Raw genomic sequence first — 23,932 nt, forward strand, 5'->3', positions numbered from 1 at the left:
ATCCCACCTGCCCCACGCACCCTGCACACCCCGCACGCACTGCACGCACCGCACGCCCCACGTGTCCCGCCCGCGCCACCCACACCGCCCAGGAGGTCCCCATGTCCGCCACCGCCGCCCACGTCGTCAAGCCCGGCTGGTTCACCGTCAACGTCATGAACCGCGCCGTCGCCTGGCTCACCCGCCGGGGCGTCAGCGTCTGGGGCTCGCGGGTCCTCGCCGTCCGGGGCCGCAAGAGCGGCGCCTGGCGCACCACCCCGGTGAACGTGCTCACCCTCGACGGCGCCCGCTACCTGGTCGCCCCGCGCGGTCACGTCCAGTGGACCCGCAACATGCGGGCGGTCGGCGGCGGCGAGCTGCACCTCGGCAAGCAGGTCGAGGCGTTCACCGCCACCGAGGTCGGGGACGACGCCAAGGTGGAGGTGCTGCGCGCCTACCTCAAGCGGTGGAAGGCCGAGGTCGGCGTCTTCTTCGCCGGCGTGGGCCCGGACTCCACCGACGCGGAGCTGCGCGCCATCGCCCCCAAGCACCCCGTCTTCCGCATCGCGTCCGCCGCCGACGACGACGCGTGAGGGCGGACACGGACCCACCGGTCCGCACCCGCCCTCGCTCCCCCAGTCCTCGCTCCGTCCGACGCCCCTGCGGCCGGCGCCACTGCCTCCGGCGCCGCTCCGGTGCGGCCCGCCGTCAGGAGGCTCCGGCCGCCGCCTCCGGAGCGGCGTCGGCGTCAGTGCCCGTCCCGGTCCCGGCGTCGGCCCCGTCGTCCTTGCGGCCCACGCCCCGGCCCGCCGTGCCGACGCCGGACTCGGTGTCCATCCGTCGGTCCAGCACCTCCAGGGCCCGCCGGGCCAGACCGTTCGAGCGGACCATGCCGCCGAGCGTGGCCGAGCCGCGGGTGATGTCCGCGAACGCCTTCCAGGCCGGGCGGACCCCGGTGATCACCGCGTGCAGCAGTCCCGGGCGGCGCTCGAAGACGGCGAGCATCCGCCGCCCGACCGCCATCTCCACGCCGAGCCCGGCCTTGATCGCGAAGGCGTAGTTGAGCGCCTGGCGGCGGGCGTCCACCGCGTCGCCGGCCTCCGCGACCCGGACCGCCCACTCGCCGGCGAGCCGGCCGGAGCGGAGCGCGTACGAGATGCCCTCGCGGGTCCACGGCTCCAGGAGGCCCGCCGCGTCGCCGCAGACCAGGACCCGGCCGCGGGAGAGCGGCGAGTCGTCGGTGCGGCAGCGGGTCAGGTGGCCGGAGGAGATCGTGGGCTCGAAGCCGGACAGGCCGAGCCGGGCGACGAAGTCCTCCAGGTAGCGCTTGGTCGCCGCGCCCTCGCCGCGCGCCGAGATGACACCGACGGTGAGGGTGTCGCCCTTCGGGAAGACCCAGCCGTAACTGCCGGGCATCGGGCCCCAGTCGATGAGGACGCGGCCCTTCCAGTCCTCCGCCACCGACGGCGGCACCGGGATCTCCGCCTCCAGGCCCAGGTCGACCTGGCCGAGCTTCACCCCGACGTGCGCCCCTATCCGGCTGGCACTGCCGTCCGCGCCGACCACGGCCCGCGCCAGCACCGTCTCGCCGTCGGCGAGGACCACCGCGACCGTCCGCCGGTCCGGCACGGACGGGCCGTGCTGCTCCACCCGGCTCACGGTCGCGCCGGTGCGGAGCTGGGCGCCCGCCTTCTGCGCGTGCTCGACGAGCTGGGCGTCGAACTCGGGCCGGTTGATGAGCCCGAAGAGCATCCGGCGGGAGCGGCGGGTGCGGGCGAAGCGGCCTTCGAGGGAGAAGGTGACCGCGTGCACCCGGTCCTGGAGGGGCAGTTCGAAGCCGGGCGGCAGGGAGTCGCGGGAGGGGCCGATGATGCCGCCGCCGCAGGTCTTGTACCGGGGCAGCTCGGACTTCTCCAGGAGCAGCACCCGCCGGCCCGCGACCGCCGCCGCGTACGCCGCCGACGCGCCGGCCGGGCCGGCACCGACGACCACGACGTCCCACACGTCCGCCCGCTCCCCGCCGGCGTCGGCATCGACGTCCGCACCGGCTTCCGCACCGGAATCCGTACCGAGGTCCGCGCCGGGATCCGCGTCCACCACGGGGCCCTGCTCCGCGCCGGAGGATCCGGCCGCCGCGGCCGGTCCGCCGGGCACGAGCGGCTCGGTGGACTCCGGACCGGCGTTCTCTGCGTGCTCGCTGCTCACGATGTGCTTCTGCTCCTGATCCGACCGGCGTCTGCTCCACGCATCCTACGGCTCGGTAGGCCGCGGCCCGGTCGTAGGATCGAGGGTGCGAACGCCGTACCACCAGATACGCCGATCGCTCCCCCAGACTCAACGTCGCACCCACGAGGAGCGTGCCCATGACGCCGAATCCGATCGCCGAGACCGTCCGGTCCCTGATGCCTCGGGCGAAGACCGAGCTGGCGGAACTGGTCGCCTTCGAGTCGGTCGCGGACGAGGCCGTGGCCCCCCGCAGCGAGTGCGAGGGGGCCGCGAACTGGGTCGCCGACGCGCTGCGCGCCGAGGACTTCCAGGACGTGGCGCTGCTCGACACGCCCGACGGCTCGCAGTCGGTGTACGGCGTGCTGCCCGGCCCGGCCGGCGCCCCGACCGTCCTCCTCTACGCCCACTACGACGTGCAGCCGAAGCTGGACGAGTCGGCGTGGCTGACCCCGCCGTTCGAGCTGACCGAGCGCGAGGACGGCCGCTGGTACGGCCGCGGCGCCGCCGACTGCAAGGGCGGCTTCGTCCTGCACCTGCTGGCGCTGCGGGCCCTCAAGGCCAACGGCGGCGTACCGGTGACCGTCAAGATGATCGTCGAGGGCTCGGAGGAGCAGGGCACCGGCGGTCTGGAGCGGTACGCCGAGCAGCACCCCGAGCTGCTGACCGCCGACACCATCGTGATCGGCGACGCGGGCAACTTCCGCGTCGGCCTGCCCACCGTGACCGCGACCCTGCGCGGCATGACGATGATCCGGGTCCAGGTCGACACCCTGGAGGGCAACCTCCACTCGGGCCAGTTCGGCGGTGCCGCGCCCGACGCGCTCGCCGCGCTCATCCGGGTCCTCGACTCGCTGCGCGCCGAGGACGGTTCGACGGTGATCGACGGGCTGCCGGCCGACGCCGTGTGGGACGGGCTCCAGTACCCGGAGGAGCAGTTCCGCGCCGACGCCAAGGTGCTGCCGGGCGTGGACCTGCCGGGCGCCGGCACGGTCGCCGACCGCATCTGGGCCCGTCCGGCCGTCACCGTCATCGGCATCGACTGCCACCCGGTGGCCGGCGCCACCCCGTCGATCCCGCGGACCGCCCGTGCGCAGATCAGCCTGCGGGTGCCGCCCGGCCAGGACGCGGCCGAGGCGACGAAGCTGCTCTTCGCGCACATCGAGAAGCACACGCCGTGGAACGCCCGGGTGACCCTGGAGCAGGTCGGCCAGGGCCAGCCGTTCCAGGCGGACACCTCCAGCCCGGCGTACGCCTCGATGGCCGAGGCGATGCGGGTGGCGTACCCCGGCCAGGAGATGCAGGCGGCCGGCATGGGCGGCTCGATCCCGCTCTGCAACACGCTCGCCACGCTCTACCCGCAGACGGAGATCCTGCTCATCGGCCTGAGCGAGCCGGAGGCGCAGATCCACGCGGTCAACGAGTCCGTCTCGCCCGAGGAGCTGGAGCGGCTCGCCGTCGCCGAGGCGCTGTTCCTGGTGAACTACGCGGGTGGCAAGGGCGCCTGACGGCACGGAACACACGGAACAGGTCGCCGGGGCCATCGGACCCGCCGGACCGGCCGCACGGGCGGCCGGTCCGGCGGGTTCAGCGCTGGGCGAAGCTCGCCGAGAGCGTAGAACGCCCCGCGGGGCCGCGCGGGCGCTTACGTTCGGCGCATGGAACCCCTGAGGATCACGCCCAGGCTGCACCTGCTCGACCACTCGATCGGGCAGTCGTACCTGTGGCGGGACGACGACGAACTGACCCTGGTGGACGCCGGCTGGGCCGGCTCGGCGGACGTCACGACCGCGGCGATACGGGCGGCCGGCCTCGACCCGGACCGGCTGGCCCGCATCGTCCTCACCCACGGCCACCGCGACCACGTGGGCGCGGCCCAGGAGCTGGCCGACCGGCACGGCGCAGCGATCGTCTCCCACCGGCTCGACGCGCCGTACGTGCGCGGCGAGCTGCCGGTGCCCGAACCCGACCTCCTGGAGTGGGAACTCCCCCTCTGGGAGCACGGCCTGACCGTCCCCGAGGCGCCGCCGACGCGAGTGGACCGGGAGGTCGGGGACGGCGAGGAGCTGGGCTTCGGGGACGGCGCGGTCGCGGTCCACACCCCCGGGCACACCCCCGGCTCGATGGCGGTCCACCTCCCCCGCCACGGCGTCCTCTTCACGGGCGACACCGTGGCGTCGGTGCAGGGGGTGACCTTCGGGGTGTTCCACGTGGACCGCGCGCTCGCCCTGGAGTCGCTGCGGCGCCTCGCGGAGCTGCGCCCGTCGGTGCTGTGCTGCGGGCACGGCCCCGCCGTGACCTCGGACACGGCGGAGCAGCTGGCGGCGGCCGCGGCGGCCGGTGCCGTCGCCCTCTGACGGGGCGGTCAGCCGACCGGGACGCCCGCCTCCAGGTTGAGCACGGTGCCGCGCTCCCGCGCGCGCAGGGCCCAGCGGAGGCGGTCGTAGCGGACGGGCGGGAGGAGGTCGGCGGCCTCCGCCTCGGTGACGAACCGCCAGGCGCGCAGTTCGGCGCCGGGCAGCCGGAGCCGGTCCCGGTCGCGGGCGGCGAGCCGGCCGCCGTCGAAGAGCAGCCGGAGGCCGCCGAAGCCGGGCGGCTGGGGCCGTTCCCAGTCGACGAGGAGCAGCCGGGGCACGGCGTCGAGTTCGAGGCCGATCTCCTCCGCGACCTCCCGCATCCCGGCGCGGGCGGGCGGTTCGCCGGACTCGACGACGCCGCCGGGGAACTCCCAGCCGGGCTTGTAGGTGGGGTCGACGAGCAGGAAGCGGTCCTCCTCGTCGAAGAGGAGGACGCCGGCGGCCAGGGTCTCGCGGGTCGGCTCGGGCGTCTGGACGATCCCGCAGGGTTCGGCGCGGCCGCCCTGGACCGCGTCGGCGACGGTCCGGGCGGTCTCGGCGACGGTGAGGGCGGAGGTGTCGACCACGTGGGCGTCGGCGCCGAGCCAGCCGGCCACGGCCTCCCGGTAGAGCGGGAGGTGGGCGTGGCACCAGCGGCGCACGTCGGCGTCGACGGCCGGGTCGCCGTAGTCGGCCCGGTCGTCGATCCGTTTGCGCAGGATCGTTTCCTCCGGCGCCAGGAGCACATGCCGGACATCGATCCGGCGGGCGGCGAGGCCGCCGAAGATCTCGTCGCGGTACTCCTGCCGGAGCAGGGTCATCGGCACCACGAGCACCCCGCCGACCTCGGCGTGCAGGGCCGCCGCGGTGTCCACGACGAGCCTGCGCCAGATGGGCAGGTCCTGGTAGTCGTCCACTTCGGCGAGCCGTCCGGCGGGCAGGAGCCTGCGCAGCTCCCCGCCGGTCGTCTCGGGGTCGTACAGCGTGCTGTGCGGGATCAGACCGATCAGTTCGCGCGCGGTGCTGGACTTGCCCGCGCCGAAAGCACCGTTGATCCAGACGATCACGATTCCCCCCTCATCGACGGCCCCCTGAGGCTTGCCCGCAACACCCTGCCACGAAAACCACGAACACACGTCCGGCCCCCTTGCGTGACGCTTCGGGCCCCGCCGTCGTTGGGAACGGCGAGCACGAGGGGGTGCGGAGATGGACCGGACGGTTCTGGAGAGGTTTCCGGCGGGCGGACCGCGGGGCCACTGGCCCGCCGAGGAGTACGCGGGCGCCCGCCGCGAGGAGGGGGTGCCGGCCCGGGTGGTGATGGACCTGGCGTCCGACGCCTTCCTGGTCGTGGTGGAGCAGCGCGCACCGGAGCGCACCCGGGAGCCCGAGGCGGCCCCGGTGCGGGAGTGAGGCCGGGGCGCCGCGGGAGCGCGCGGGCCGCGACGGCGGCGGCAGACGCAGACGCGGGGCGACGGACGCGCGCACGGGATGAGGACGTGCGCGCGGGTTGCGCGTGCCCTCGCGGGCCGAGGGCGTGCGCGGAGGTTCTCGCGCCGTTCCCGCCGCGCCGCGCGCCGCCCTCGGAGCCGTACCGGACGCCCTCGGGGCCGTACCGGACGACCCCGGCCTGACAACGTTTTCCAGGCTCTATGCTCGGTCCCGGGGCGCATGATCCGCCGGACGGCGCCCGCCGGCACACCCACCCTGGAGGAATCCCGCACCGTGGCCGAGACCACCCGCTCCGCGCCCCGCTACGGCAACCGGCCCACGATGAAGGACGTCGCCGCCCGCGCGGGCGTGGGCCTCAAGACCGTCTCGCGGGTCGTCAACGGCGAGCCGGGGGTCACCCCCGAGACCGAACGGCGGGTGCGCGAGGCCGTCGACGCCCTCGGCTTCCGCCGCAACGACGGCGCGCGGGTGCTGCGGAAGGGGCGCACCGCGACGGTCGGGCTCGTCCTGGAGGACCTGGCCGACCCCTTCTACGGGCAGCTCGGCCGGGCCGTGGAGGAGGTGGCGCGGGCCCACGGCACGCTCCTGATCAACGGCTCCAGCGCGGAGGACCCGGAGCGGGAGCAGGAGCTGGCGCTGGCCCTGTGCGCGCGCCGGGTGGACGGGCTGATCGTGATCCCGGCCGGGGACGACCACCGCTATCTGGAACCGGAGATCCGGGCGGGCGTGGCCACGGTCTTCGCCGACCGCCCGGCGGGGCTGCTCGACGCGGACGCCGTCCTGTCGGACGGTTTCGGCGGGGCCCGGGAGGGCGTGGCGCACCTGATCGCCCACGGGCACCGGCGGATCGGCTTCGTCGGCGACCGGCCGCGGATCCACACGGCGGCGGAGCGGCTGCGCGGCTACCGGGCGGCCATGGAGGACGCGGGGCTGCCGGTCGACGAGCGGTGGGTGGCGCCGGGCCCGACGGATCCGCGGCGGGTGACGGAGGCGGTCGAGGGGATGCTGGCCGGTCCCGAGCCGGTGACGGCGCTCTTCGCGGGCAACAACCGGGTCACCGTCACCGCCGTCCGGCTCCTCGCCGCGCGGACCGCCCGCGGCGACGGGGCGCCGGTGGCGCTGGTCGGCTTCGACGACGTGGAGCTCGGCGACGTGCTGGGGGTCACGGTGATCGCGCAGGATCCGGCCGCGCTCGGCAGGACCGCCGCCGAGCAGTTGTTCCGGCGCCTCGACGGGGCGGCGGAGGCGCCCCGCCGGGTGGTCATCGGGACGCGGCTCCTCGCCCGCGGCTCGGGCGAGATCCCGCCGGGACCGTCCGCCTGACCCGCTCGTCCGCCCCTCCCCGGAACGCCCGGCGAGGGGCGGACGGGGAGGGGCGGACGGGTCCGGGGGTGTCCGTTCAGCAGATCCGCAGGCCGTCCACCGGGCCGCCGGAGCCGCCGCCTCCGAGGTGGAGCACGCTGAAGTAGACGTTGGTGTTGCCGCTGTCGTCGTCGGTGCGGGCGAACCAGCGGCTGCTGACGCCGCCGGAGGTCTCGCTGTGGTCGAGGTCGACCTGGCAGTAGAACGTGTGCGGGCCGGTGCCGATCGTGCCCATCTCCCCGCCGTCGTGGCGGCGCGTGACGCCCGCGCTCACCACCTGGCAGACGGTGCCGGCCCCGCCCGCCTCGCAGCCCGCCGGGGCCGGGGCCTGCGTGGTCGGATCGGGCGCGGCGGTGGTGGCGCCGGCCGGGGCGGTGGCGCCTCCCCCGGAGCCGCCGGAACTGGTGGAACCGCCGGAGGTGCCGGAACCGCCTGTGGCGCCGGACGAGGCCGTGGAGTCGTCGCCGCCCGTCGCCGTCCCGCCCTGGCCGCCGGAGGCCCCGGCCGTGCCGGAGCCCGTGTCCGTGCCTCCGCCGCCCGAGGTCGCGGCGGCGGGGCCCGACGAGCCGCCGGAGCCCGTGTCCGTACCGCCGTCGCCCGCACCGCCGCCCGTGCCGTCGCGGGACGCGCCTCCGGAGGCCGCCGTGCCGCCCGCGTCGCCGCCGGACGGGGCCGCCGAGCCGTCCGGGCCGGTGGCGGAGGGGGCCGTGCCGGGCGACACGGAGGCCGGGGCGGTGCCGGTCCCGCCGGGTTCCAGGACGTGCCCGGGCTCCCCCGCCGCGCCGGAGGCGCCGTCCGCGCCCTCGCCGGTGCCGCCGGACCTCGCCCCGGAGGCCCGCGCGGAGTCGTCGCGGTCCATGAGGGCGTACGTGATGCCGCCGCCGGCCAGCAGGACGGCGGCGACGGAGGCGGCGACGACCGCGTTCGCCCGGCTGCCCTTCCGGCCCCGGTCGCCCCGGCGGGCCGCCCGCCGCCCGGACGCCGGACGCGTGACCGCCGCCGGGTCGCCGCCGGAGGGCGACACCGCGGGGGGCGCCACAGGCGGCACCACGGGCGGCCCGAAGCCGGCCACCGGCTCGGGAGCCGCGTCGGGGGCCACGCCGGGCACCGCGTCGGGGACCGATGCGAGGGACTCGCCGGCCCCGGCCCCGGCCGCCGGTTCGGGTGCCGGGGACGGGAGGCGCGGGTCCGGCGGGGGCGGGGCCGCGAGGCCGGCGAGGAGCCGGGCCGCCTCGCGGGCGTCCGGGCGGGCCGCCGGGTCCTTGTCGAGGAGGCGGAGGAGCACCGGCGCGAGCGGCCCGGAGCGGCGGGGCTCCGGCAGCGGGTCGGCGACGATCGCGGCGAGCGTGGACCAGGTCGACGTGCGGCGGAAGGGCGAGGAGCCCTCGACCGCCGCGTACAGGGTCGCGCCGAGGGCCCAGACGTCCGCCGCCGGGGCGGGGTCCTGGCCCCTGGCCCGCTCGGGGGCCAGGAAGTCGAGGGAGCCGATGATCTCGCCGCTGCGGGTGAGGCGGGTGGCGGAGCCGTCGTCCGGGTCCTCCATGGCGGCGATGCCGAAGTCGGTGAGGACGGTCCGGCCCGAGCGGTCGAGCAGGATGTTGCCGGGTTTGACGTCCCGGTGGAGGACCCCGGCGTCGTGGGCGGCGGCGAGCGCCTCCAGGACGCCGGCGCCGATCCGGGCGGCCTCGTACGGCTCCAGGACGCCGCTCTCCTTGAGGACGTCGTCGAGCGAGGGGCCGTCGACCAGTTCCATGACGATGACCGGGCGGCCCTCGTGTTCGGTGACGTCGTGGACGGCGACGACCCCGGGGTGGCGGACGCGGGCCGCCGCGCGGGCCTCCCGGGTCATCCTCAGCCGCAGGTCGGCGAGTTCGCCCGCGGCCGTGTCCGTGTACGTGCGGAGCTCCTTGACGGCCACCTCGCGGCCCAGGACCTCGTCGACGGCGTGCCAGACGACGCCCATTCCTCCGCGCCCGAGTCGGCGCACGACTCTGTAGCGGCCCGCGAGCCGCCCGTTCTCCCCCGAAGACACCGCTGCCCCGTTCCCCTGTCGATCATGTGAACTCGACAAGAGTACGGGGCAGTTGGCGGAAAAGTGACCGGTCCGCGCGGCGGGGTCAGCGTTCGGCGGCGGTGAGGTCGCCGCGGCGCGGGGCCGCGAAGCGCTCCACGTCGGCGCGGGTCATGCCGGTGAGGGCGTCGACCTCGGCGGTGTCGAGGGCGCCGCACTGGAGGCCGCGCAGCAGGTAGGAGGAGAGCGCCTTGGCGGTGGCGGGCTCGTCCATGACGTCGCCGCCGACGTGGTTGGCGTAGGCGGAGAGGCGCTTGGCGGCGGCCTCGAAGCCCTCGCGGTAGAAGGCGAAGACGGCGGCGTAGCGGGTGGGCATGTGGCCCGGGTGCATGTCCCAGCCCTGGTAGTAGGCGCGGGCCAGGGCGCGGCGGGTGAGGCCGTAGTGCAGCTTCCACGCCTCGTGGACGTGGGCGGTGGAGCCGACCGGGAGGACGTTGGTGGAGCCGTCGGAGACGCGGACGCCGGTGCCGGCGGCGGCGACCTGCATGACCGCCTTGGCGTGGTCGGCGGCCGGGTGGTCACTGGCCTGGTAGGCGGCGGAGACGCCGAGGCAGGCGCTGTAGTCGAAGGTGCCGTAGTGGAGGCCGGTGGCGCGGCCCTCGGCGGCGTCGATCATGCGGGCGACGGCGGCGGTGCCGTCGGCGGCCAGGATGGACTGGCTGGTCTCGATCTGGATCTCGAAGCCGAGCCGGCCGGCGTCGAGGCCGTGGGCCTTCTCGAAGGCTTCGAGGAGCCGGACGAAGGCGGTGACCTGCTCGGGGTAGGTGACCTTCGGGAGGGTGAGGACGAGGCCGTCGGGGAGGCCGCCGTTCTCCAGGAGGCCGGTGAGGAAGACGTCGGTGGTGCGGATGCCGCGGTCGCGGACGGCGGACTCCATGCACTTCATCCGGATGCCCATGTACGGGGCGGCGGTGCCGTTCGCGTACGCCTCGCCGATCAGACGGGCGGCCTTGGCGGCGTCCTGGTCCTCGTCGGCGCCCGCGTAGCCGTCCTCGAAGTCGACCCGCAGGTCCTCGACGGGCTCGCGCTCCAGCTTGGCGCGGACGCGGCCGTACACGTCCTCCGCGAGCGCGTCGGAGAGGCCGAGGACGGCGGCGAAGGAGGCGGCGTCGGGGGCGTGCTCGTCGAGCGCGGCGAGGGCCTGGTCGCCCCAGGAGCGGATGGTGCCGGCGTCGAAGACGTTGCCGGGCACGTAGACGGTGTGGACGGGCTGGCGGGTGCCGGGGTCGCCCGGATAGCGGCGGTCGAGCTCGGCGTCCACCGCGGCGAGGGAGGCGCTGATGCCCTCGCTGACCGCACCCGCGAGGCTCGTCGACACCTTCTCCTGCTGACCCATCCCAGATCCCTCCTATTTTCCGCTTCACGGAATCAACAATCCGCATAGCGAAGTTAATAGTCCGCCGGGCCCGCGTCAATGGTTGACCGGAACGACCGGGGGCCGCACGGCGAGATGCGCCGTGCGGCCCCCTGGACCTGCGGAAGGGCGGGTCGTCAGCCCTTGCGGGCCTGGACCTCCTGGGTCAGGACCGGGACGACGTCGAAGAGGTCGCCCACCACGCCGTAGTCGACGAGGTCGAAGATCGGCGCCTCGGCGTCCTTGTTGACGGCGACGATGGTCTTCGAGGTCTGCATGCCGGCGCGGTGCTGGATCGCGCCGGAGATGCCCGCGGCGATGTACAGCTGCGGGGAGACCGACTTGCCGGTCTGGCCGACCTGGTTGGAGTGCGGGTACCAGCCGGCGTCGACGGCGGCGCGGGAGGCGCCGACGGCCGCGCCGAGCGAGTCGGCGAGGGCCTCGATGACCGCGAAGTTCTCGGCGCCGTTGACGCCGCGGCCGCCGGAGACCACGATCGCGGCCTCGGTCAGCTCCGGGCGGCCGGTGGACTCGCGCGGGGTGCGGGCGGTCACCTTGGTGCCGGTGGCCAGCTCGCCGAAGGAGACCGCGAGGGCCTCGACGGCGCCGGCGGCCGGGGCGGCCTCCACGGGGGCCGAGTTCGGCTTGACCGTGATGACCGGGGTGCCCTTGGAGACGCGGGACTTGGTGGTGTACGAGGCGGCGAACGCCGACTGCGTGGCGACCGGGCCCTCGGCACCGGCCTCCAGGTCCACGGCGTCGGTGATGATGCCGGAGCCGATGCGGACCGCGAGGCGGGCGGCGATCTCCTTGCCCTCGGCGGAGGACGGGACGAGCACGGCGGCCGGGGACACGGCCTCGTACGCGGCCTGGAGGGCGTCGACCTTCGGGACGACCAGGTAGTCGGCGAACTCGGCGGCCTCGGCCGTCAGGACGCGGGTGGCACCGTGCTCGCCGAGGACGGCGGCGGTGTCGGCGGCGCCGTTGCCGAGGGCGACGGCGACCGGCTCGCCGATGCGGCGGGCGAGGGTCAGCAGCTCCAGGGTGGGCTTGCGGACGGCTCCGTCGACGTGGTCGACGTAGACGAGAATCTCAGCCATGGGACTTCAATCTCCTGCGAACGAAAAAGGGGCGGTCTGAGGGGCTCGCGGGAGCCTCAGATGAACTTCTGGCTCGCGAGGTACTCGGCGAGCTGCTTGCCGCCCTCGCCCTCGTCCTTGACGATCGTGCCCGCGGTGCGCGCCGGACGCTCGTCGGCGGTGTCGACGGCGGTCCAGGAGCCCTCCAGGCCGACCTCGTCCGCGTCGATGTCCAGGTCGTCGAGCTCCAGCTCCTCGACCGGCTTCTTCTTGGCGGCCATGATGCCCTTGAAGGACGGGTAGCGGGCCTCGCCCGACTGGTCGGTCACGGAGACGACGGCCGGGAGGGAGGCCTCCAGGGTCTCGGAGGCGGTGTCGCCGTCACGGCGGCCGGTGACCTTGCCGTCCTCGACCTTGACCTCGGAGAGCAGGGTGACCTGCGGGACGCCCAGGCGCTCGGCCAGGATCGCCGGGAGGACGCCCATGGTGCCGTCGGTGGAGGCCATGCCGGCGATGACCAGGTCGTAGCCGGTCTTCTCGATAGCCTTGGCGAGCACCAGCGAGGTGGCCATGACGTCGGAGCCGTGGATGTCCTCGTCGTCGACGTGGACGGCCTTGTCGGCGCCCATCGACAGCGCCTTGCGCAGGGCGTCGCGCGCGTCCTCGGGGCCGACGGTGAGGACGGTGACCTCGGCGTCGTCCGCCTCCTCCGCGATCTGGAGCGCCTGCTCGACCGCGTACTCGTCGAGCTCCGACAGGAGACCGTCGACGTCCTCGCGGTCGACCGTCAGGTCGTCGGCGAACTTCCGGTCGCCAGTGGCGTCCGGCACGTACTTCACACAGACAACGATCCTCAAGCTCACGCCGGCTCTCCTACTGCATCGTCATAACTGGGCTGCCTTGTTGCTCGCAGCATAGGCGCCTGAAGGGCGGGTTTCCGGTCGGGGTCCGGACGCCCCGACCGAAATATTACTCGCCAGTACACCCAGTTCGTGACCAATGAGCAAGCGCTCATCCCTGTGATCTGGCCAACGCGGCGGACGTGGCCCTCACGGGAACTCTCTCAGTCGCGCAGCGCGTTGAAGCGCCCGTGGTGGTAGAGGAGCGGACGGCCCGCGCCATCAAAATCCCCCGCGACGGCCTGGGCTATCACGATGCGGTGGTCGCCGGCGGGCACCCGGGCCACCACCCGGCAGACCAGCCAGGCCAGGACGCCGTCGAGCACGGGCACGCCCTCGGGGCCCCGGCTCCAGCGGGTCGGCTCGGCGAAGCGGTCGGCGCCGCTGCGCGCGAAGGTGGCCGCCAGCTCCTCCTGGTGCTCGCCGAGTATGTGCACGCCGATGTGCTCGGCCTCGGCGACGACGGGCCAGCTGGAGGAGCCGGTGCCGACGCCGAAGGAGATCAGCGGCGGCTCGGCGGCGACGGAGTTGAGCGAGGTGGCGGTGAAGCCGACGGGGCGCTCGCCGTGGGCGGTGATCACGGCGACGCCGGAGGCGTGGCGGCGGAAGACGGAGCGGAGCAGGTCGGGCGAGGCCGACCGGGGGGCGCCGATCGTGGGAACGGTACGGAGCTCGGGCGAAACCGTCATGGAGTTGTCCTTCGTGCGGGGCGGCATGGTGCGGGGTCCGGGGGCGTCAGAGGCCCGGACAGCGCGCGCTCGCATGGCGGCCCAGGTCCACATGGGCGCGGCCGTAGAGAAGGAGTTCACCGGTCACTCCGTCAGGGTGACGACGGGTGACGGTCCGGGTCAAGTGCGTACCGGCATGTGGGAGATGCGTCACCGCGTCAGGGACGGCCCCGCCGGGACCCGGGGACCGTCCTCACAGGGCGCGGCCGAGGGCCGCGATGACGTCGGCCCGGCGGGGCTGCCCGGCGGCCCGGCGGACGATGCCGCCGTCCGCGCCGAGGACGAGGACGGTGGGGGTACGGGTGACGCCGAGGGCGCGGACGAGGCCGAGGCGCTCCTCGGCGTCGATCTCGACGTGCGCCACGCCCGGCACCATGGCGGCGACCTCGGCGAGGATCCGGCGGGTGGCCCGGCAGGGCTGGCAGAAGGCCGTGGAGAACTGCACGAAGGTGGCCCGCTCCCCCAGCGCGGCACCGAGCGACTCGGGCCCCAGGCGCCCGGGCCCCGGCCGCCCCGGCTCCTGCCGCCCGGACTGCGGTCGTACGGCGTCCTGCGGCCCGGACTCCGGTCGCACGGCGTCCTGTCGTACGGGCGCCGGTGCCGCCGCGCCCGCCCCTTCCGCCGCGTCCGTCACGCCTGCCGCGTCCGTCGCGCCCGTCACCGTCATCCCGCTTTCCCCGCTCCCGCGTCTTCCCTCTCGCCCGTCCCCCACGGAAGCGTCGCACGGAGTCGTCGAATTCCCGCCACGACCACCGCGAGTGACGAGAATCTCCCCGTGCGAAGCCGTCTGGACTGGTCACCGGGGCGCACATGCGGCACGATCTGCCCAAAGCCGAAAACCTACGGCCGCGTAACTTCGCCGGGAGAGCCCTCCCAGAAGGCACAGACGAAGGGGTAACTTCCTCCCATGGCAGAACTCGTGTACCGACCGGTGATCGGCGCCGCGCTCACCATGTTCAAGGCGCTCGACCTCAAGATCGACACACAGGGTTCGGAGCACATCCCGCGGACCGGCGGAGCCGTCCTCGTCAGCAACCACATCAGCTACCTGGACTTCATCTTCGACGGCCTGGCCGCGCTGCCGCAGAAGCGGCTGGTGCGCTTCATGGCGAAGGAGTCGGTCTTCCGGCACAAGGTCTCCGGGCCGCTGATGCGGGCGATGAAGCACATCCCCGTGGACCGCTCCCAGGGCGAGCACGCGTACCGGCACGCCCTGGAGGCGCTGCGCGCGGGCGAGATCGTCGGCGTCTTCCCCGAGGCGACCATCTCGGAGTCCTTCACGCTGAAGAGCTTCAAGTCGGGCGCGGCCCGGCTCGCCCAGGAGGCCGGGGTGCCGCTGATCCCCATGGCCCTGTGGGGCACGCAGCGGATCTGGACGAAGGGCCGGCCGCGGAACTTCAAGCGGGCCCACATCCCGGTGACGATCCGGGTCGGCGAGCCGGTGGAGGCCCCCGCCGACCAGTACGCGGGGGCGATCACCCGGCGGCTGCGCGAGCGCGTCCAGGAGCTCCTGGAGGCCGCGCAGCGCGCCTACCCGGTGCGCCCGAAGGACGCCGCGGACACCTGGTGGATCCCGGCGCACCTGGGCGGCACGGCGCCGACCCCGGAGCAGCTGAAGGCCTCCGGGAGCTAGCCCCCGCCGCCGGTCACCCGGGGTCGCGGACGGTGATCCGCGCCCCGGGGCTGACCTTGAGGAGCGCTTCGGCGAGCTCCTCCCCGGCCGCGAGGAGTTCTCCGCGGGTCATGGGGGCGAGGGACTCCAGGAGGAAGAGGGCGTCGGTGGTGTCGTCGTCGATGCGGGTGCGCGGCCCCTGGCGCCAGTTCCAGCGGCGGCAGGTGGCGCCCCGCTCGTCGCACCAGACGATCTCGCCCGGCTCGGGGTGCTCCACGGTCTCCTCGCCGCCGGCGACGGTGACGAAGTCCTCCTCGCCGGTGGCCCGGACGAGGCGCATGCCGCCCTCGATCCGGTTCAGGTCCTCGCCGCCGACGGGGACGAGGTGGGCGACGCTGATCGCGTTGTAGGCGTCGACGAGCCGGTTGATGCGGGGCAGTCCGCCGTCCGCGAGGGCGCGGCGGGCGAGCGCCTCGGCGGAGTTGCGGGTGCGGGAGGGCTTGGCGCCGAAGGCGGTGTACGCGGCGCGCCAGGCGGCGACGTGCGGGTCCTGGTCCGGGGTGCGGCCGTCGAGGCGGGCGGCGAGCCGGGCGGCGGCCTCGTCGAGGAGGGCCGCGCTGGTCGCGTCGCTGGGTCCGTTGACGAGCCCGCGGGCCTCGATCGCGAGGTGGGTGAAGCCGGGGACGAGGGCGCGGACCTCGTCGGAGACGGTGAGCGTGAGGGTCATGTTCCGCCGTTCGGTTCTTCGGAACTCACAGTTCCGTGGGGAGCGTCCGCCACAGGTGCGGTCGGTCGGGCGCGGCTTGGAGGGTCCGGAGCACCACCGGATGAGGTTCATCATAAAGGACCGGGTAGTCCACTTCATTGAACTCGGGACGCACGGTCCAGGCCAGCCGTTCCTCCTCCAGCGAGAACTGGGCGTCCACGCCCGGCGGCACGTTTCCCCGCACGTCCTGCCGGGCCCAGCGATCCCCGCCCGGGAGCCGCACCGCGACGAGGCCGTGGACCACCGGGTTCGACCCGTCGTCGTCCGCGAGCCGCTGGTAGCAGAGGGCGGCCGGGACGCCCCGGGCCCGCAGGAGGGCGGCGTACGCGACGGACTTGGCGTAGCAGATGCCCGTGCCCTGCTCCAGCACGTCGGAGGCGCGCCAGGTGACGCGGAGGTCGCCGGAGTCCTGGGAGTGCGGGATGGCGTCCCGGACGAAGACATAGGCCGCTTCGGCGTATGCGTATGCATCGGGGTGTGCGGCGGCGATGCGGTCGGCCGTGGCCCGGACCAGCGGATGGTCGTGGTCGACGGCCTCGCCGGCCGCGAGGTACGCGGCGATGTCGGGGTTCTGCTGGATCAGCTCCATGGGTCGCGAGCATAGGAATGCGGCCGAGTGGAGTCAATCTTTTTCCACTCGGCCGCATATCTATTCAGCTATGCCCTGCGGGCCAGTTCTTCCTTCAGGGCCTGGAGGAAGGCGTCGACGTCGTCCTCCGTGGTGTCGAAGGAGCACATCCAGCGCACGTCGCCGGCGGCCTCGTCCCAGAAGTAGAAGCGGAAGCGCTTCTGGAGCCGGCGGCTGACCTCGTGCGGGAGGCGCGCGAAGACCGCGTTGGCCTGCACCGGGTAGAGGATCTCCACCCCGTCCAGGGAGCGCACGCCGTCCGCGAGGCGGCGGGCCATCGTGTTGGCGTGCCGGGCGTTGCGCAGCCACAGGTCCTTGGCGAGCAGTGCCTCCAGCTGCACCGACAGGAAGCGCATCTTCGACGCGAGCTGCATGGACAGCTTGCGCAGGTGCTTCATGTGGCTGACCGCGTCCGGGTTGAGGACGACCACGGCCTCGCCGAAGAGCATGCCGTTCTTCGTGCCGCCGTACGAGACGACGTCGACGCCCACCGCGTTGGTGAAGGCGCGCATCGGCACGTCGAGGGAGGCGGCCGCGTTGGCTATCCGGGCGCCGTCGAGGTGCACCTTCATGCCCTTGGAGTGGGCGTGCTCGACGATCGCGCGGACCTCGTCCACGGTGTAGACCGTGCCCAGCTCGGTGTTCTGGGTGATCGAGACGACCTGGGGCATCGCCCGGTGCTCGTCCTCCCAGCCCCACGCCTGCCGGTCGATCAGCTCGGGGGTGAGCTTGCCGTCCGGGGTGGGCACGGTGAGCAGCTTGAGGCCGCCCATGCGCTCCGGCGCGCCGCCCTCGTCCACGTTGATGTGGGCGGTCTCGGCGCAGATCACGGCGCCCCAGCGGTCGGTGAGCGCCTGGAGGGCGGTCACGTTCGACCCGGTGCCGTTGAAGACCGGGAAGGCCTCGGCCAGCGGGCCGAAGTGGCCGTGCATGATCCGCTGGAGGTGGTCGGTGTACTCGTCCTCGCCGTAGGCCACCTGGTGGCCCTCGTTGGCGAGGGCGATGGCGGCGAGGACCTCGGGGTGGACGCCGGCGTAGTTGTCGCTGGCGAAGCCCCGGACCGACGGGTCGTGGTGACGACGGGCGTCGGTCCGGTGCCCGAGGGCCGCGGTCACGGTGCGGGGGTCAGCCACAGGCGCTGTCCGTTCACTTCCTGGGCGGGCCTGTCCCACAGGCCGGCGATCTCGGCGGCCAGGTCCTCGACGTCGGTGAAGCCCGCGAACTTCGCGTTGGGGCGTTCGGCGCGCATCGCGTCGTGCACCAGCGCCTTGATCACCAGGACGGCGGCCGCGGCCTGCGGGCCGTCCTCGCCCCCCAGCTTGCGGAAGGAGTCCGCCATCGCCAGGGTCCACGCCTCGGCGGCTGCCTTGCCCGCGTTGTACGCGGCGTTGTTGGCCTGCGGCTTGTGGGCGCCGACCTGGCTGATCAGCGCGTAGCGGCCGCGGCCGCCGCTGCGGAGCAGGGCGTCGTGGAAGGCGAGCGAGGTGTGCTGGACGGTGCGGATCAGGAGCTTCTCCAGGAAGTCCCAGTCCTTGAGGTCCGTCTCGGTGAAGGAGGAGCTGCCGCGCCAGCCGCCCACGAGGTGGACGAGGCCGTCGACGCGCCCGAACTCCTTCTCCGTCTTGTCGGCCCACGAGCGCGTGGCGTCGAGGTCGAGGAGGTCGACGGTGTCGCCGACGACCTTGGCGCCGTGGACCTCGCGGGCGGCCTCGACCGCCTCGGCGAGACGGGCCGGGTCGGCGTCGGCGGCGACCACCGTCGCGCCGGCGCCGGCGAGGCGGAGCAGGGCCGCCCGGCCGGCGGGGCCCGCCGCGCCGGCCACCGCGACGACCGCCCCGTCGAGGGGTCCACCGTTTCCGCTGGCGTTCATGGACGCCTCCTCCGTGTGTTCCGTAGCGTCGGTCACGCGGCGGCCCGCTCGGGCATGTCCGCGGCGGTGATCCCCTTGGTGTCGGCGATCACGCCCTTCATCTTCTTGGAAAGCGCCTCGAAGAACATGCTGAGCGGAAACTCGTCGGGAAGCACGTCGTCGACGAGCTTGCGCGGCGGGAGGGTGAGGTCCAGGGCGTCGGGGCCCTTGGCCCACTTGGAGCCCGGGTGCGGGGCGAGGTAGCCGGAGACGAACTCGTACGCCTTGAACCAGTGGACCAGCTTCGGGCGGTCGATGCCGTCGCGGTAGAGCTTCTCGATGTCGGCGCAGAGGCGGTTGGTGACCTCGGGGGCGCGCTCCCAGTCGATGGTGAGGACGTTGTCCGTCCAGCGCACCACGTCGTTCTTGTGGAGGTACGCGAAGAGGAGCTGGCCGCCCAGGCCGTCGTAGTTGCGGTTGCGGTCGCCGGTGAGCGGGAAGCGGAACATCCGGTCGAAGAGGACCGCGTACTGCACGTCGCGGCCGTGCTCGTTGCCCTCGGCCTCCAGCTTCACGGCCTCCTTGAAGGCGGTGAGGTCGCAGCGGAGCTCCTCCAGGCCGTACATCCAGAACGGCTGGCGCTGCTTGATCATGAAGGGGTCGAAGGGCAGGTCGCCGCGGCTGTGGGCGCGGTCGTGGACCAGGTCCCAGAGGACGAACGCCTGCTCGCAGCGGGTCTGGTCGCCGAGCATGGCGGCGATGTCCGCGGGCAGCTCCAGGCCGAGGGTGTCGACGGCGGCCTCGGTGACCTTGCGAAAGCGGGCGGCCTCGCGGTCGCAGAAGATGCCGCCCCAGGTGAAGCGCTCGGGGACCTCGCGGACGGCGACGGTCTCCGGGAAGAGGACGGCCGAGTTGGTGTCGTACCCGGCGGTGAAGTCCTCGAAGGTGATGCCGCAGAAGCCCGGGTTGTCGTAGCGGGTGCCCTCCAGCTCGGAGAGCCACTCGGGCCAGACCATGCGGAGGACGACGGCCTCGAAGTTGCGGTCCGGGTTGCCGTTCTGCGTGTACATGGGGAAGAGCACGAGGTGCTGGAGCCCGTCCGCGCGGCCGGCGGCCGGGTGGAAGACCATCAGCGAGTCGAGGAAGTCGGGGACGGCGAAGCCGCCCTCGGACCAGGCGCGCAGGTCGGCGACGAGGGCGCGGTGGTACTCGGCGTCGTGCGGCACGAGCGGGGAGAGCTGCTCGACGGCGGCCACCATGCGGTCCACGGTCAGCTCGACGAGGGAGCGGGCGGGGGCGTCCTCGGCGTCGAAGTCGACGGATCCGTCGGCGCGCTGCCAGACGCGGATCTCCTCCACGGCCTTCTTGAGCTCGGGCCAGGCGGGGTGGTCGATCACGCGGGCGTCGGTGGCTATCCCCCCACCGGTCACGTCCTGCACAAGAATTTCCGTCATGCCTCTTCCTCCACAGGAGAACCTTGCGTCAAGAAACCGTATCCACGCAGGGGTGATCCCCGCAAGAGGAGCAAGAGAAATTCTCCCGTGCGACACCCTCCCGACCGCATTTTTTCCTGCGGGCCGGGGGGTGAAGACGTGCTTCCGCCGTAAGGATCAGACCAGGGGCTTCACCAGGACCTCGAAGCGGAGGTCGTCCCTCAGGGGCACGCCGAAGCGCTCGTCGCCGTACGGGAAGGGCTGGGTCTCGCCCGTCCGGCGATAGCCGCGCCGCTCGTACCAGGCGATCAGGTCCTCGCGGGCGCTGATCACCGTCATGTGCATCTCGCGGACGTCCCAGAGCTCGCGGACCCGCCGCTCGGCCTCCGCGATGATCCGCTTGCCCAGGCCGGCGCCCTGGAGCTCGGGCCGGACCGCGAACATGCCGAAGTAGGCGGCCTCGCCGCGGTGCTCCAGCTGGCAGCAGGCGACCGTCGCGCCGTCCCGCTCCACCAGCAGCAGCACGCTGCCCGGGGCGGTGATCACGGCGGCCACGCCCTCCGGGTCGGTCCGCTGCCCCTCCAGGAGGTGCGCCTCGGTGGTCCACCCGGCCCGGGAGGCGTCGCCCCGGTAGGCGGACTCGACGAGCGGCACCACGACGGGCACGTCGTCCAGCACCGCCCGCCGGTACGTGACGGTGCCGGGCTCCTGCGGCGCGGCGGTGTCGGGAACGGGCGTGGCGGTGTCCATCGTGCGGGGGCTCCCCTCGGGCGCGGTGACCGGCGTGCGCGATCACCCCGAGCCTAACGCGCGCCGCCGCACCCCCCTTCGTACGCCCGTGCGCAACCGTGCGCCCGCGTGCGCGCGGCCGGGGGCGGGCAGGTCCTGCCCGGGGAACGAGTCGAGGGGGAGGTGTGCCGTGCACGGACCGGCCCTGTCCGGGTGGCTGCTCGTCGCGCTCTGCGCGGCCGGCGGGGCGTACTGCCTGCTGCGGACGCGGGTCTGCGCGGGCGAGGAGCGGCGGGCCGCGCGCGCGGAGGCCGTGATGGGCTTCGGGATGGCCGCGATGGCCCTGCCCGCGGCGGTCCTCACCCCACCGCCCTGGAGCTGGGCGGGGTACGCGGTGCTGTTCGGTGCGGTGGCCGCGCGGGACCTGTGCGCGGCGCGGCGCCACGGGCACCGGCTGCGCCACGCGGTCGACTCCCTCGCCATGGTCTACATGGCGCTCGCGATGGCCCCGGCGCTGGGCGCGCAGGGGGTGCACGCGGCGCACGGCGCGGGCGCGGGCCCCTCGGCGGCGGGCGGCGTGCCGCTGCTCACCGGCGGACTGCTCCTCTACTACACGGTGTACGTGCTCCGCTCCGGCGCCCGGCTCGTCCCGGCCGCCCCCCGCGCGCGCGTGGTCACGGCGGCCGGGCCGGCCGCCGGCGCGCCCGCCTGGGCGGCCCGGCCGGAACTGGCCCTGGTCTGCCGGCTGTCGACGGGGCTCGCCATGCTGGCGATGCTCCTCGCGCTCTGAGCAAGCGCCCCGGACCCCGGCGGGGCCCGAGTCCCGCCTCCCGCAAGGACGTTCGGGTTCACGGCGCCGAAACCGTGGCGTACGTCACTTGGCGTGTGAGGCCATACCCCCGGGGAGCACCCCGCTCATAGTCTGGCGGCATGTGGGTCTCCCTCGTGCTGCTCCTGCTCGGCCTCGTGACCGCTCTCACCGCGCCCCGGCTGCTCGCCCGGGGCGACTGGGCGGAGCGAGAACCGGTCGTGGCACTGTGGGTGTGGCAGTGCGTGGTGGCCGCGGTCCTGGTCAGCTTCGCGCTCTCGATGACCTTCAGCGCGGCCGGTGCCTGGCAGGCGGTGCGCGGCCAGGTCTTCGCGCCCGCGCCGCGCGCGGTGGTCGACGCGTACGAGCTCTCCACCGGCGGCGGCCCCTGGTCGGCGGTGCTCGCCGTGGTCCTCGCTGCGGGCGGGCTGTGGTCCGGCGCGATGCTGGGCCGGGAGATCGGCCTGGCCAGGGCCCGCCGCCGGCAGCGCCGCGACGAACTGCGGATCCGCGCCCCGCGGCTGCCCGGCGAGGAGCCGGACGGCGGACGGCTCGTCGTCCTGGAGGGCGAGCGTCCGGAGGCCTGGCGGCTGCCCGGTGCCGTGCCCCGGCTCGTCCTCACCACCGCCGCCCTCCGCCGCCTGGAGGGCCGCCGGCTGGACGCGGTCCTCGCCCACGAGCAGGGCCACGCCCGGGCCCGCCACGACTGGCTGCTGCACTGCTCGGGCGCGCTGGCCGCCGGTTTCCCCGGCGTCCCGGTCTTCACCGCCTTCCGCGAGGAGATGCACCGGCTGGTGGAGCTGGCCGCCGACGACGTGGCCTCGCGCCGCTTCGGACGGCTCACGGTGGCGCTCGCCCTGGTGGAACTCAACGAGGAGCGGGGGGTGTTCGGCCGCGTGCCGGGCGGTCTGCGGGCCGGGCTGCCCCACCGGGTCGACCGGCTGCTCACCGCCGCGCCCCGGCTGACCGCGGGCCGCCGCCTGCGGCTGACGGCGACGGCGGCCCTGGTCCCGGTCCTGCCGGTGCTGGTCGCCTTCTCCCCCGGTCTGGCCGCCCTCGGTTAGGCCGTGTCTTCCGGATCCGGCCCGATCCGGAGGACGCGGCCCGGGCGTCCGGGCGGGACGACGACGCGGGTCCGTCCCGGTGTTGCGCACGAGGGTGCGCGGCGGGTGGTCCGGCAGGATCGTGGAATGCGCAATTCCGCCGTGGTCTCCGGGGGCCTCGCCCTGCTGCTGCTCGTGCTCGTGGTGACCGGCTGGTCCCCGCTGCTCTCCTTCGACCGCGCGGTCGACGAGGCGCTGCACCGCAGCGCCGTCGCCCATCCGGGGTTCACCCGGCTCAACCGGGTGCTGAGCGACTGGGTGTGGGACCCGTGGACGCTGCGGGCGCTGGCCCTCGCCGTCGCCCTCGCGCTGCTGCGGTACGGGCGGCGGCGGCTGGCGCTGTGGGTGGCGGGGACCTGTGCGGTGGCGGCCGGGGTGCAGCAGGGCGTCAAGGCCCTGGTCGGCCGGGAGCGGCCGGTCTGGCCGGATCCGGTGGACTCGGCCTCCTACTCCGCCTTCCCCTCGGGCCACGCGATGACGGCGGCGGTGGTGTGCGGGCTGCTGCTGTGGGTGCTCGCGCTCGTCGGGCGGGAGCCGTGGCGGGGCTGGGGCACGGCGGCCGGGGTGGCGGCGGTCTCGGTGCTCGGGGTCGGCTGGACCCGGATGTACCTGGGGGTGCACTGGCCGTCCGACGTGCTGGCCGGCTGGCTGCTGGGCTGGTGCTGCGTGGCCGTCGCGGTGGTGACGTACCGCGGGAGCCTCGACCGCCGCCCCCTCCCCCGGCGGGCGCGGGCCCGTGGGGAGTCCCGGCGCGAGGGCCCCTGACGGAAGGCCGCCGATCCTGGACGATCCCCCGTGTCGCCCAGGATCGGCGGTCTCCGCGCCGTCGCACCACGGGGGCGGACGGCGGACCGCGCTGAGTATATTGGCCGAGAGCCAGTCAACGCGGGAGCCCCAGCATGACGCCACGTAGCCCATCGGTCAACGAAGAGCTTCGGCGACGCTCCCGGGAGCGGATCCTGGAGGCGGCCGTCGAGGTCGTGGGGCAGGGCGGGTTCGAGGCGGCGACCCTCGCCGACATCGCCCGGCGGGCCGGGGTGGCCCGGGGCCTCGTCTCGTACTACTTCCCCGGCAAGCGGCCGCTGCTCCAGTCGGCGGTGCACCGGCTGATGCACCGCACGCTCGCCGCGGCGCTGGAGCGGGAGCCGCGCACGGAGGACGGCGCGGAGCGGCTGGCCCGCGCGATCGACGCGGTCCTGGGGCTCGCGGTGGACCGGCCGATGGTGATGCGGACCCACATGGCGGTGATCCTCCAGGACGAGGGCTTCGTGCGCTGCGAGGAGCAGCAGCAGCTCGCCTTCCTGCTGCGGGACACGGTGGAGCGGTACGGCTCCGAGGACGTGGAGCGGGACTATCCGCTGCTGCGGGCACTGCTGATGGGCGCGGTGGTGGCGGTGCTGCTGCCGGGCGCGCCGATGCCGGCGGCGCGGCTGCGGGCGGAGCTGTTCCACCGGTACGGGCTGGCGTGGGAGAGCGGCGCGCCGCCGGACGGGGGTCCGCCCGACGGCGCGCTCTGACGCGCCC

At 74.5% G+C, this 23,932-nt stretch carries 24 protein-coding genes; 10 read left to right on the forward strand and 14 right to left on the reverse strand.

Translation table 11 applies throughout. The features are described from left to right. Positions 1–101: 101 nt before the first annotated feature. The gene (locus tag IE326_RS24490) at positions 102–572 is read left to right on the forward strand and encodes a nitroreductase family deazaflavin-dependent oxidoreductase (RefSeq protein WP_150226879.1); all 471 of its coding nucleotides are present in this window, start codon (positions 102–104) and stop codon (positions 570–572) included. A 115-nt stretch (positions 573–687) separates the two neighbouring features. On the opposite strand, the gene IE326_RS24495 is transcribed toward IE326_RS24490, so the two are convergent. Beyond that, positions 688–1,983: a geranylgeranyl reductase family protein gene (locus tag IE326_RS24495; protein WP_229915690.1), complete on the reverse strand. Its 1,296-nt coding sequence runs from the start codon at positions 1,981–1,983 to the stop codon at positions 688–690. Positions 1,984–2,342: 359 nt separating this feature from the next. On the opposite strand from IE326_RS24495, the gene IE326_RS24500 reads away from it, so the two are divergent. Both IE326_RS24500 and IE326_RS24505 read left to right on the forward strand, forming a co-directional pair. Next, positions 2,343–3,710 (forward strand): dipeptidase, encoded by a 1,368-nt coding sequence (locus tag IE326_RS24500; protein WP_150226880.1) that lies wholly within the window; start codon positions 2,343–2,345, stop codon positions 3,708–3,710. A 150-nt stretch (positions 3,711–3,860) separates the two neighbouring features. Continuing rightward, entirely contained in the window at positions 3,861–4,559 is a 699-nt protein-coding gene (locus IE326_RS24505; RefSeq protein ID WP_150226881.1) for an MBL fold metallo-hydrolase, read from the forward strand. A gap of 8 nt (positions 4,560–4,567) precedes the next feature. Here IE326_RS24505 and IE326_RS24510 read toward each other — a convergent pair whose 3' ends face one another. After that, positions 4,568–5,605 (reverse strand): NUDIX hydrolase, encoded by a 1,038-nt coding sequence (locus IE326_RS24510; RefSeq protein WP_190043014.1) that lies wholly within the window; start codon positions 5,603–5,605, stop codon positions 4,568–4,570. 139 nt (positions 5,606–5,744) lie between these two features. Here IE326_RS24510 and IE326_RS24515 point away from each other — a divergent pair, with 139 nt between their 5' ends. Together IE326_RS24515 and IE326_RS24520 are read left to right on the forward strand one after the other, a co-directional pair. Continuing rightward, the gene (locus IE326_RS24515) at positions 5,745–5,948 is read left to right on the forward strand and encodes a DUF8839 family protein (RefSeq protein ID WP_150226883.1); all 204 of its coding nucleotides are present in this window, start codon (positions 5,745–5,747) and stop codon (positions 5,946–5,948) included. 360 nt (positions 5,949–6,308) lie between these two features. Next, on the forward strand, positions 6,309–7,310 hold the full coding sequence (locus IE326_RS24520) for a LacI family DNA-binding transcriptional regulator (protein WP_373310285.1): 1,002 nt from the start codon (positions 6,309–6,311) through the stop codon (positions 7,308–7,310). Positions 7,311–7,386: 76 nt separating this feature from the next. On the opposite strand, the gene IE326_RS24525 is transcribed toward IE326_RS24520, so the two are convergent. The 6 genes from IE326_RS24525 to IE326_RS40970 all read right to left on the reverse strand — a co-directional run bounded on the left by IE326_RS24525 (position 7,387) and on the right by IE326_RS40970 (position 13,973). Next, positions 7,387–9,381, reverse strand: a complete 1,995-nt coding sequence (locus IE326_RS24525; RefSeq protein ID WP_190043015.1) for a serine/threonine-protein kinase — start codon at positions 9,379–9,381, stop codon at positions 7,387–7,389. A gap of 85 nt (positions 9,382–9,466) precedes the next feature. Further along, a complete protein-coding gene (locus IE326_RS24530; protein ID WP_150226886.1) occupies positions 9,467–10,756 on the reverse strand; it encodes a DUF6986 family protein in 1,290 nt (429 codons plus the stop codon). 155 nt (positions 10,757–10,911) lie between these two features. Continuing rightward, a complete protein-coding gene (locus IE326_RS24535; RefSeq protein ID WP_190043016.1) occupies positions 10,912–11,874 on the reverse strand; it encodes an electron transfer flavoprotein subunit alpha/FixB family protein in 963 nt (320 codons plus the stop codon). A 56-nt stretch (positions 11,875–11,930) separates the two neighbouring features. Next, positions 11,931–12,716 (reverse strand): electron transfer flavoprotein subunit beta/FixA family protein, encoded by a 786-nt coding sequence (locus IE326_RS24540; RefSeq protein WP_150226888.1) that lies wholly within the window; start codon positions 12,714–12,716, stop codon positions 11,931–11,933. Positions 12,717–12,916: 200 nt separating this feature from the next. Continuing rightward, the gene (locus IE326_RS24545; protein WP_190043017.1) at positions 12,917–13,441 is read right to left on the reverse strand and encodes a flavin reductase family protein; all 525 of its coding nucleotides are present in this window, start codon (positions 13,439–13,441) and stop codon (positions 12,917–12,919) included. 232 nt (positions 13,442–13,673) lie between these two features. Further along, on the reverse strand, positions 13,674–13,973 hold the full coding sequence (locus IE326_RS40970) for a TlpA family protein disulfide reductase (RefSeq protein WP_229915691.1): 300 nt from the start codon (positions 13,971–13,973) through the stop codon (positions 13,674–13,676). 414 nt (positions 13,974–14,387) lie between these two features. Here IE326_RS40970 and IE326_RS24555 point away from each other — a divergent pair, with 414 nt between their 5' ends. Further along, a complete protein-coding gene (locus IE326_RS24555; protein ID WP_150226889.1) occupies positions 14,388–15,113 on the forward strand; it encodes a lysophospholipid acyltransferase family protein in 726 nt (241 codons plus the stop codon). A 13-nt stretch (positions 15,114–15,126) separates the two neighbouring features. On the opposite strand, the gene IE326_RS24560 is transcribed toward IE326_RS24555, so the two are convergent. The 6 genes from IE326_RS24560 to IE326_RS24585 form a co-directional block, all read right to left on the reverse strand. Further along, positions 15,127–15,819, reverse strand: a complete 693-nt coding sequence (locus tag IE326_RS24560; RefSeq protein WP_190043019.1) for a B3/B4 domain-containing protein — start codon at positions 15,817–15,819, stop codon at positions 15,127–15,129. Between the two features lie 25 nt (positions 15,820–15,844). Next, positions 15,845–16,447: a transglutaminase-like domain-containing protein gene (locus tag IE326_RS24565; protein ID WP_190043020.1), complete on the reverse strand. Its 603-nt coding sequence runs from the start codon at positions 16,445–16,447 to the stop codon at positions 15,845–15,847. 68 nt (positions 16,448–16,515) lie between these two features. Beyond that, on the reverse strand, positions 16,516–17,619 hold the full coding sequence (locus tag IE326_RS24570) for a threonine aldolase family protein (protein WP_373310254.1): 1,104 nt from the start codon (positions 17,617–17,619) through the stop codon (positions 16,516–16,518). Next, entirely contained in the window at positions 17,598–18,356 is a 759-nt protein-coding gene (locus IE326_RS24575; protein ID WP_150226892.1) for an SDR family NAD(P)-dependent oxidoreductase, read from the reverse strand. The genes IE326_RS24570 and IE326_RS24575 overlap by 22 nt, the downstream gene beginning before the upstream one ends. A gap of 32 nt (positions 18,357–18,388) precedes the next feature. Next, a complete protein-coding gene (locus tag IE326_RS24580) occupies positions 18,389–19,789 on the reverse strand; it encodes a DUF6421 family protein (protein ID WP_150226893.1) in 1,401 nt (466 codons plus the stop codon). 156 nt (positions 19,790–19,945) lie between these two features. Further along, complete coding sequence (locus tag IE326_RS24585) at positions 19,946–20,518, reverse strand: GNAT family N-acetyltransferase (RefSeq protein ID WP_190043021.1); 573 nt, start codon at positions 20,516–20,518, stop codon at positions 19,946–19,948. 169 nt (positions 20,519–20,687) lie between these two features. Between IE326_RS24585 and IE326_RS24590 the strand changes: the two genes are divergently transcribed. The 4 genes from IE326_RS24590 (at position 20,688) to IE326_RS24605 (ending at position 23,925) form a co-directional block, all read left to right on the forward strand. After that, positions 20,688–21,287 carry a DUF5134 domain-containing protein gene (locus tag IE326_RS24590; protein WP_190043022.1) on the forward strand — a complete coding sequence of 200 codons (600 nt, stop codon included), beginning with the start codon at positions 20,688–20,690 and terminating at the stop codon, positions 21,285–21,287. Between the two features lie 140 nt (positions 21,288–21,427). Beyond that, entirely contained in the window at positions 21,428–22,369 is a 942-nt protein-coding gene (locus IE326_RS24595) for a M56 family metallopeptidase (RefSeq protein WP_190043023.1), read from the forward strand. A gap of 126 nt (positions 22,370–22,495) precedes the next feature. Then, entirely contained in the window at positions 22,496–23,173 is a 678-nt protein-coding gene (locus IE326_RS24600) for a phosphatase PAP2 family protein (protein WP_150226897.1), read from the forward strand. A gap of 134 nt (positions 23,174–23,307) precedes the next feature. Then, entirely contained in the window at positions 23,308–23,925 is a 618-nt protein-coding gene (locus IE326_RS24605; RefSeq protein WP_150226898.1) for a TetR/AcrR family transcriptional regulator, read from the forward strand. Positions 23,926–23,932: the final 7 nt, after the last annotated feature.

Source organism: Streptomyces filamentosus (assembly GCF_014654895.1).
Taxonomy (GTDB): Bacteria; Actinomycetota; Actinomycetes; order Streptomycetales; family Streptomycetaceae; genus Streptomyces; species Streptomyces filamentosus.

Coding starts and splice junctions, on each gene's coding strand:
- IE326_RS24490 (WP_150226879.1), top strand. CDS start 102: ATGTCCGCCACCGCCGCCCACGTCGTCAAGCCCGGCTGGTTCACCGTC.
- IE326_RS24500 (WP_150226880.1), top strand. CDS start 2,343: ATGACGCCGAATCCGATCGCCGAGACCGTCCGGTCCCTGATGCCTCGG.
- IE326_RS24505 (WP_150226881.1), top strand. CDS start 3,861: ATGGAACCCCTGAGGATCACGCCCAGGCTGCACCTGCTCGACCACTCG.
- IE326_RS24515 (WP_150226883.1), top strand. CDS start 5,745: ATGGACCGGACGGTTCTGGAGAGGTTTCCGGCGGGCGGACCGCGGGGC.
- IE326_RS24520 (WP_373310285.1), top strand. CDS start 6,309: ATGAAGGACGTCGCCGCCCGCGCGGGCGTGGGCCTCAAGACCGTCTCG.
- IE326_RS24530 (WP_150226886.1), bottom strand. CDS start 10,756: ATGGGTCAGCAGGAGAAGGTGTCGACGAGCCTCGCGGGTGCGGTCAGC.
- IE326_RS24535 (WP_190043016.1), bottom strand. CDS start 11,874: ATGGCTGAGATTCTCGTCTACGTCGACCACGTCGACGGAGCCGTCCGC.
- IE326_RS24545 (WP_190043017.1), bottom strand. CDS start 13,441: ATGACGGTTTCGCCCGAGCTCCGTACCGTTCCCACGATCGGCGCCCCC.
- IE326_RS24555 (WP_150226889.1), top strand. CDS start 14,388: ATGGCAGAACTCGTGTACCGACCGGTGATCGGCGCCGCGCTCACCATG.
- IE326_RS24560 (WP_190043019.1), bottom strand. CDS start 15,819: ATGACCCTCACGCTCACCGTCTCCGACGAGGTCCGCGCCCTCGTCCCC.
- IE326_RS24565 (WP_190043020.1), bottom strand. CDS start 16,447: ATGGAGCTGATCCAGCAGAACCCCGACATCGCCGCGTACCTCGCGGCC.
- IE326_RS24575 (WP_150226892.1), bottom strand. CDS start 18,356: ATGAACGCCAGCGGAAACGGTGGACCCCTCGACGGGGCGGTCGTCGCG.
- IE326_RS24580 (WP_150226893.1), bottom strand. CDS start 19,789: ATGACGGAAATTCTTGTGCAGGACGTGACCGGTGGGGGGATAGCCACC.
- IE326_RS24585 (WP_190043021.1), bottom strand. CDS start 20,518: ATGGACACCGCCACGCCCGTTCCCGACACCGCCGCGCCGCAGGAGCCC.
- IE326_RS24595 (WP_190043023.1), top strand. CDS start 21,428: ATGTGGGTCTCCCTCGTGCTGCTCCTGCTCGGCCTCGTGACCGCTCTC.
- IE326_RS24600 (WP_150226897.1), top strand. CDS start 22,496: ATGCGCAATTCCGCCGTGGTCTCCGGGGGCCTCGCCCTGCTGCTGCTC.
- IE326_RS24605 (WP_150226898.1), top strand. CDS start 23,308: ATGACGCCACGTAGCCCATCGGTCAACGAAGAGCTTCGGCGACGCTCC.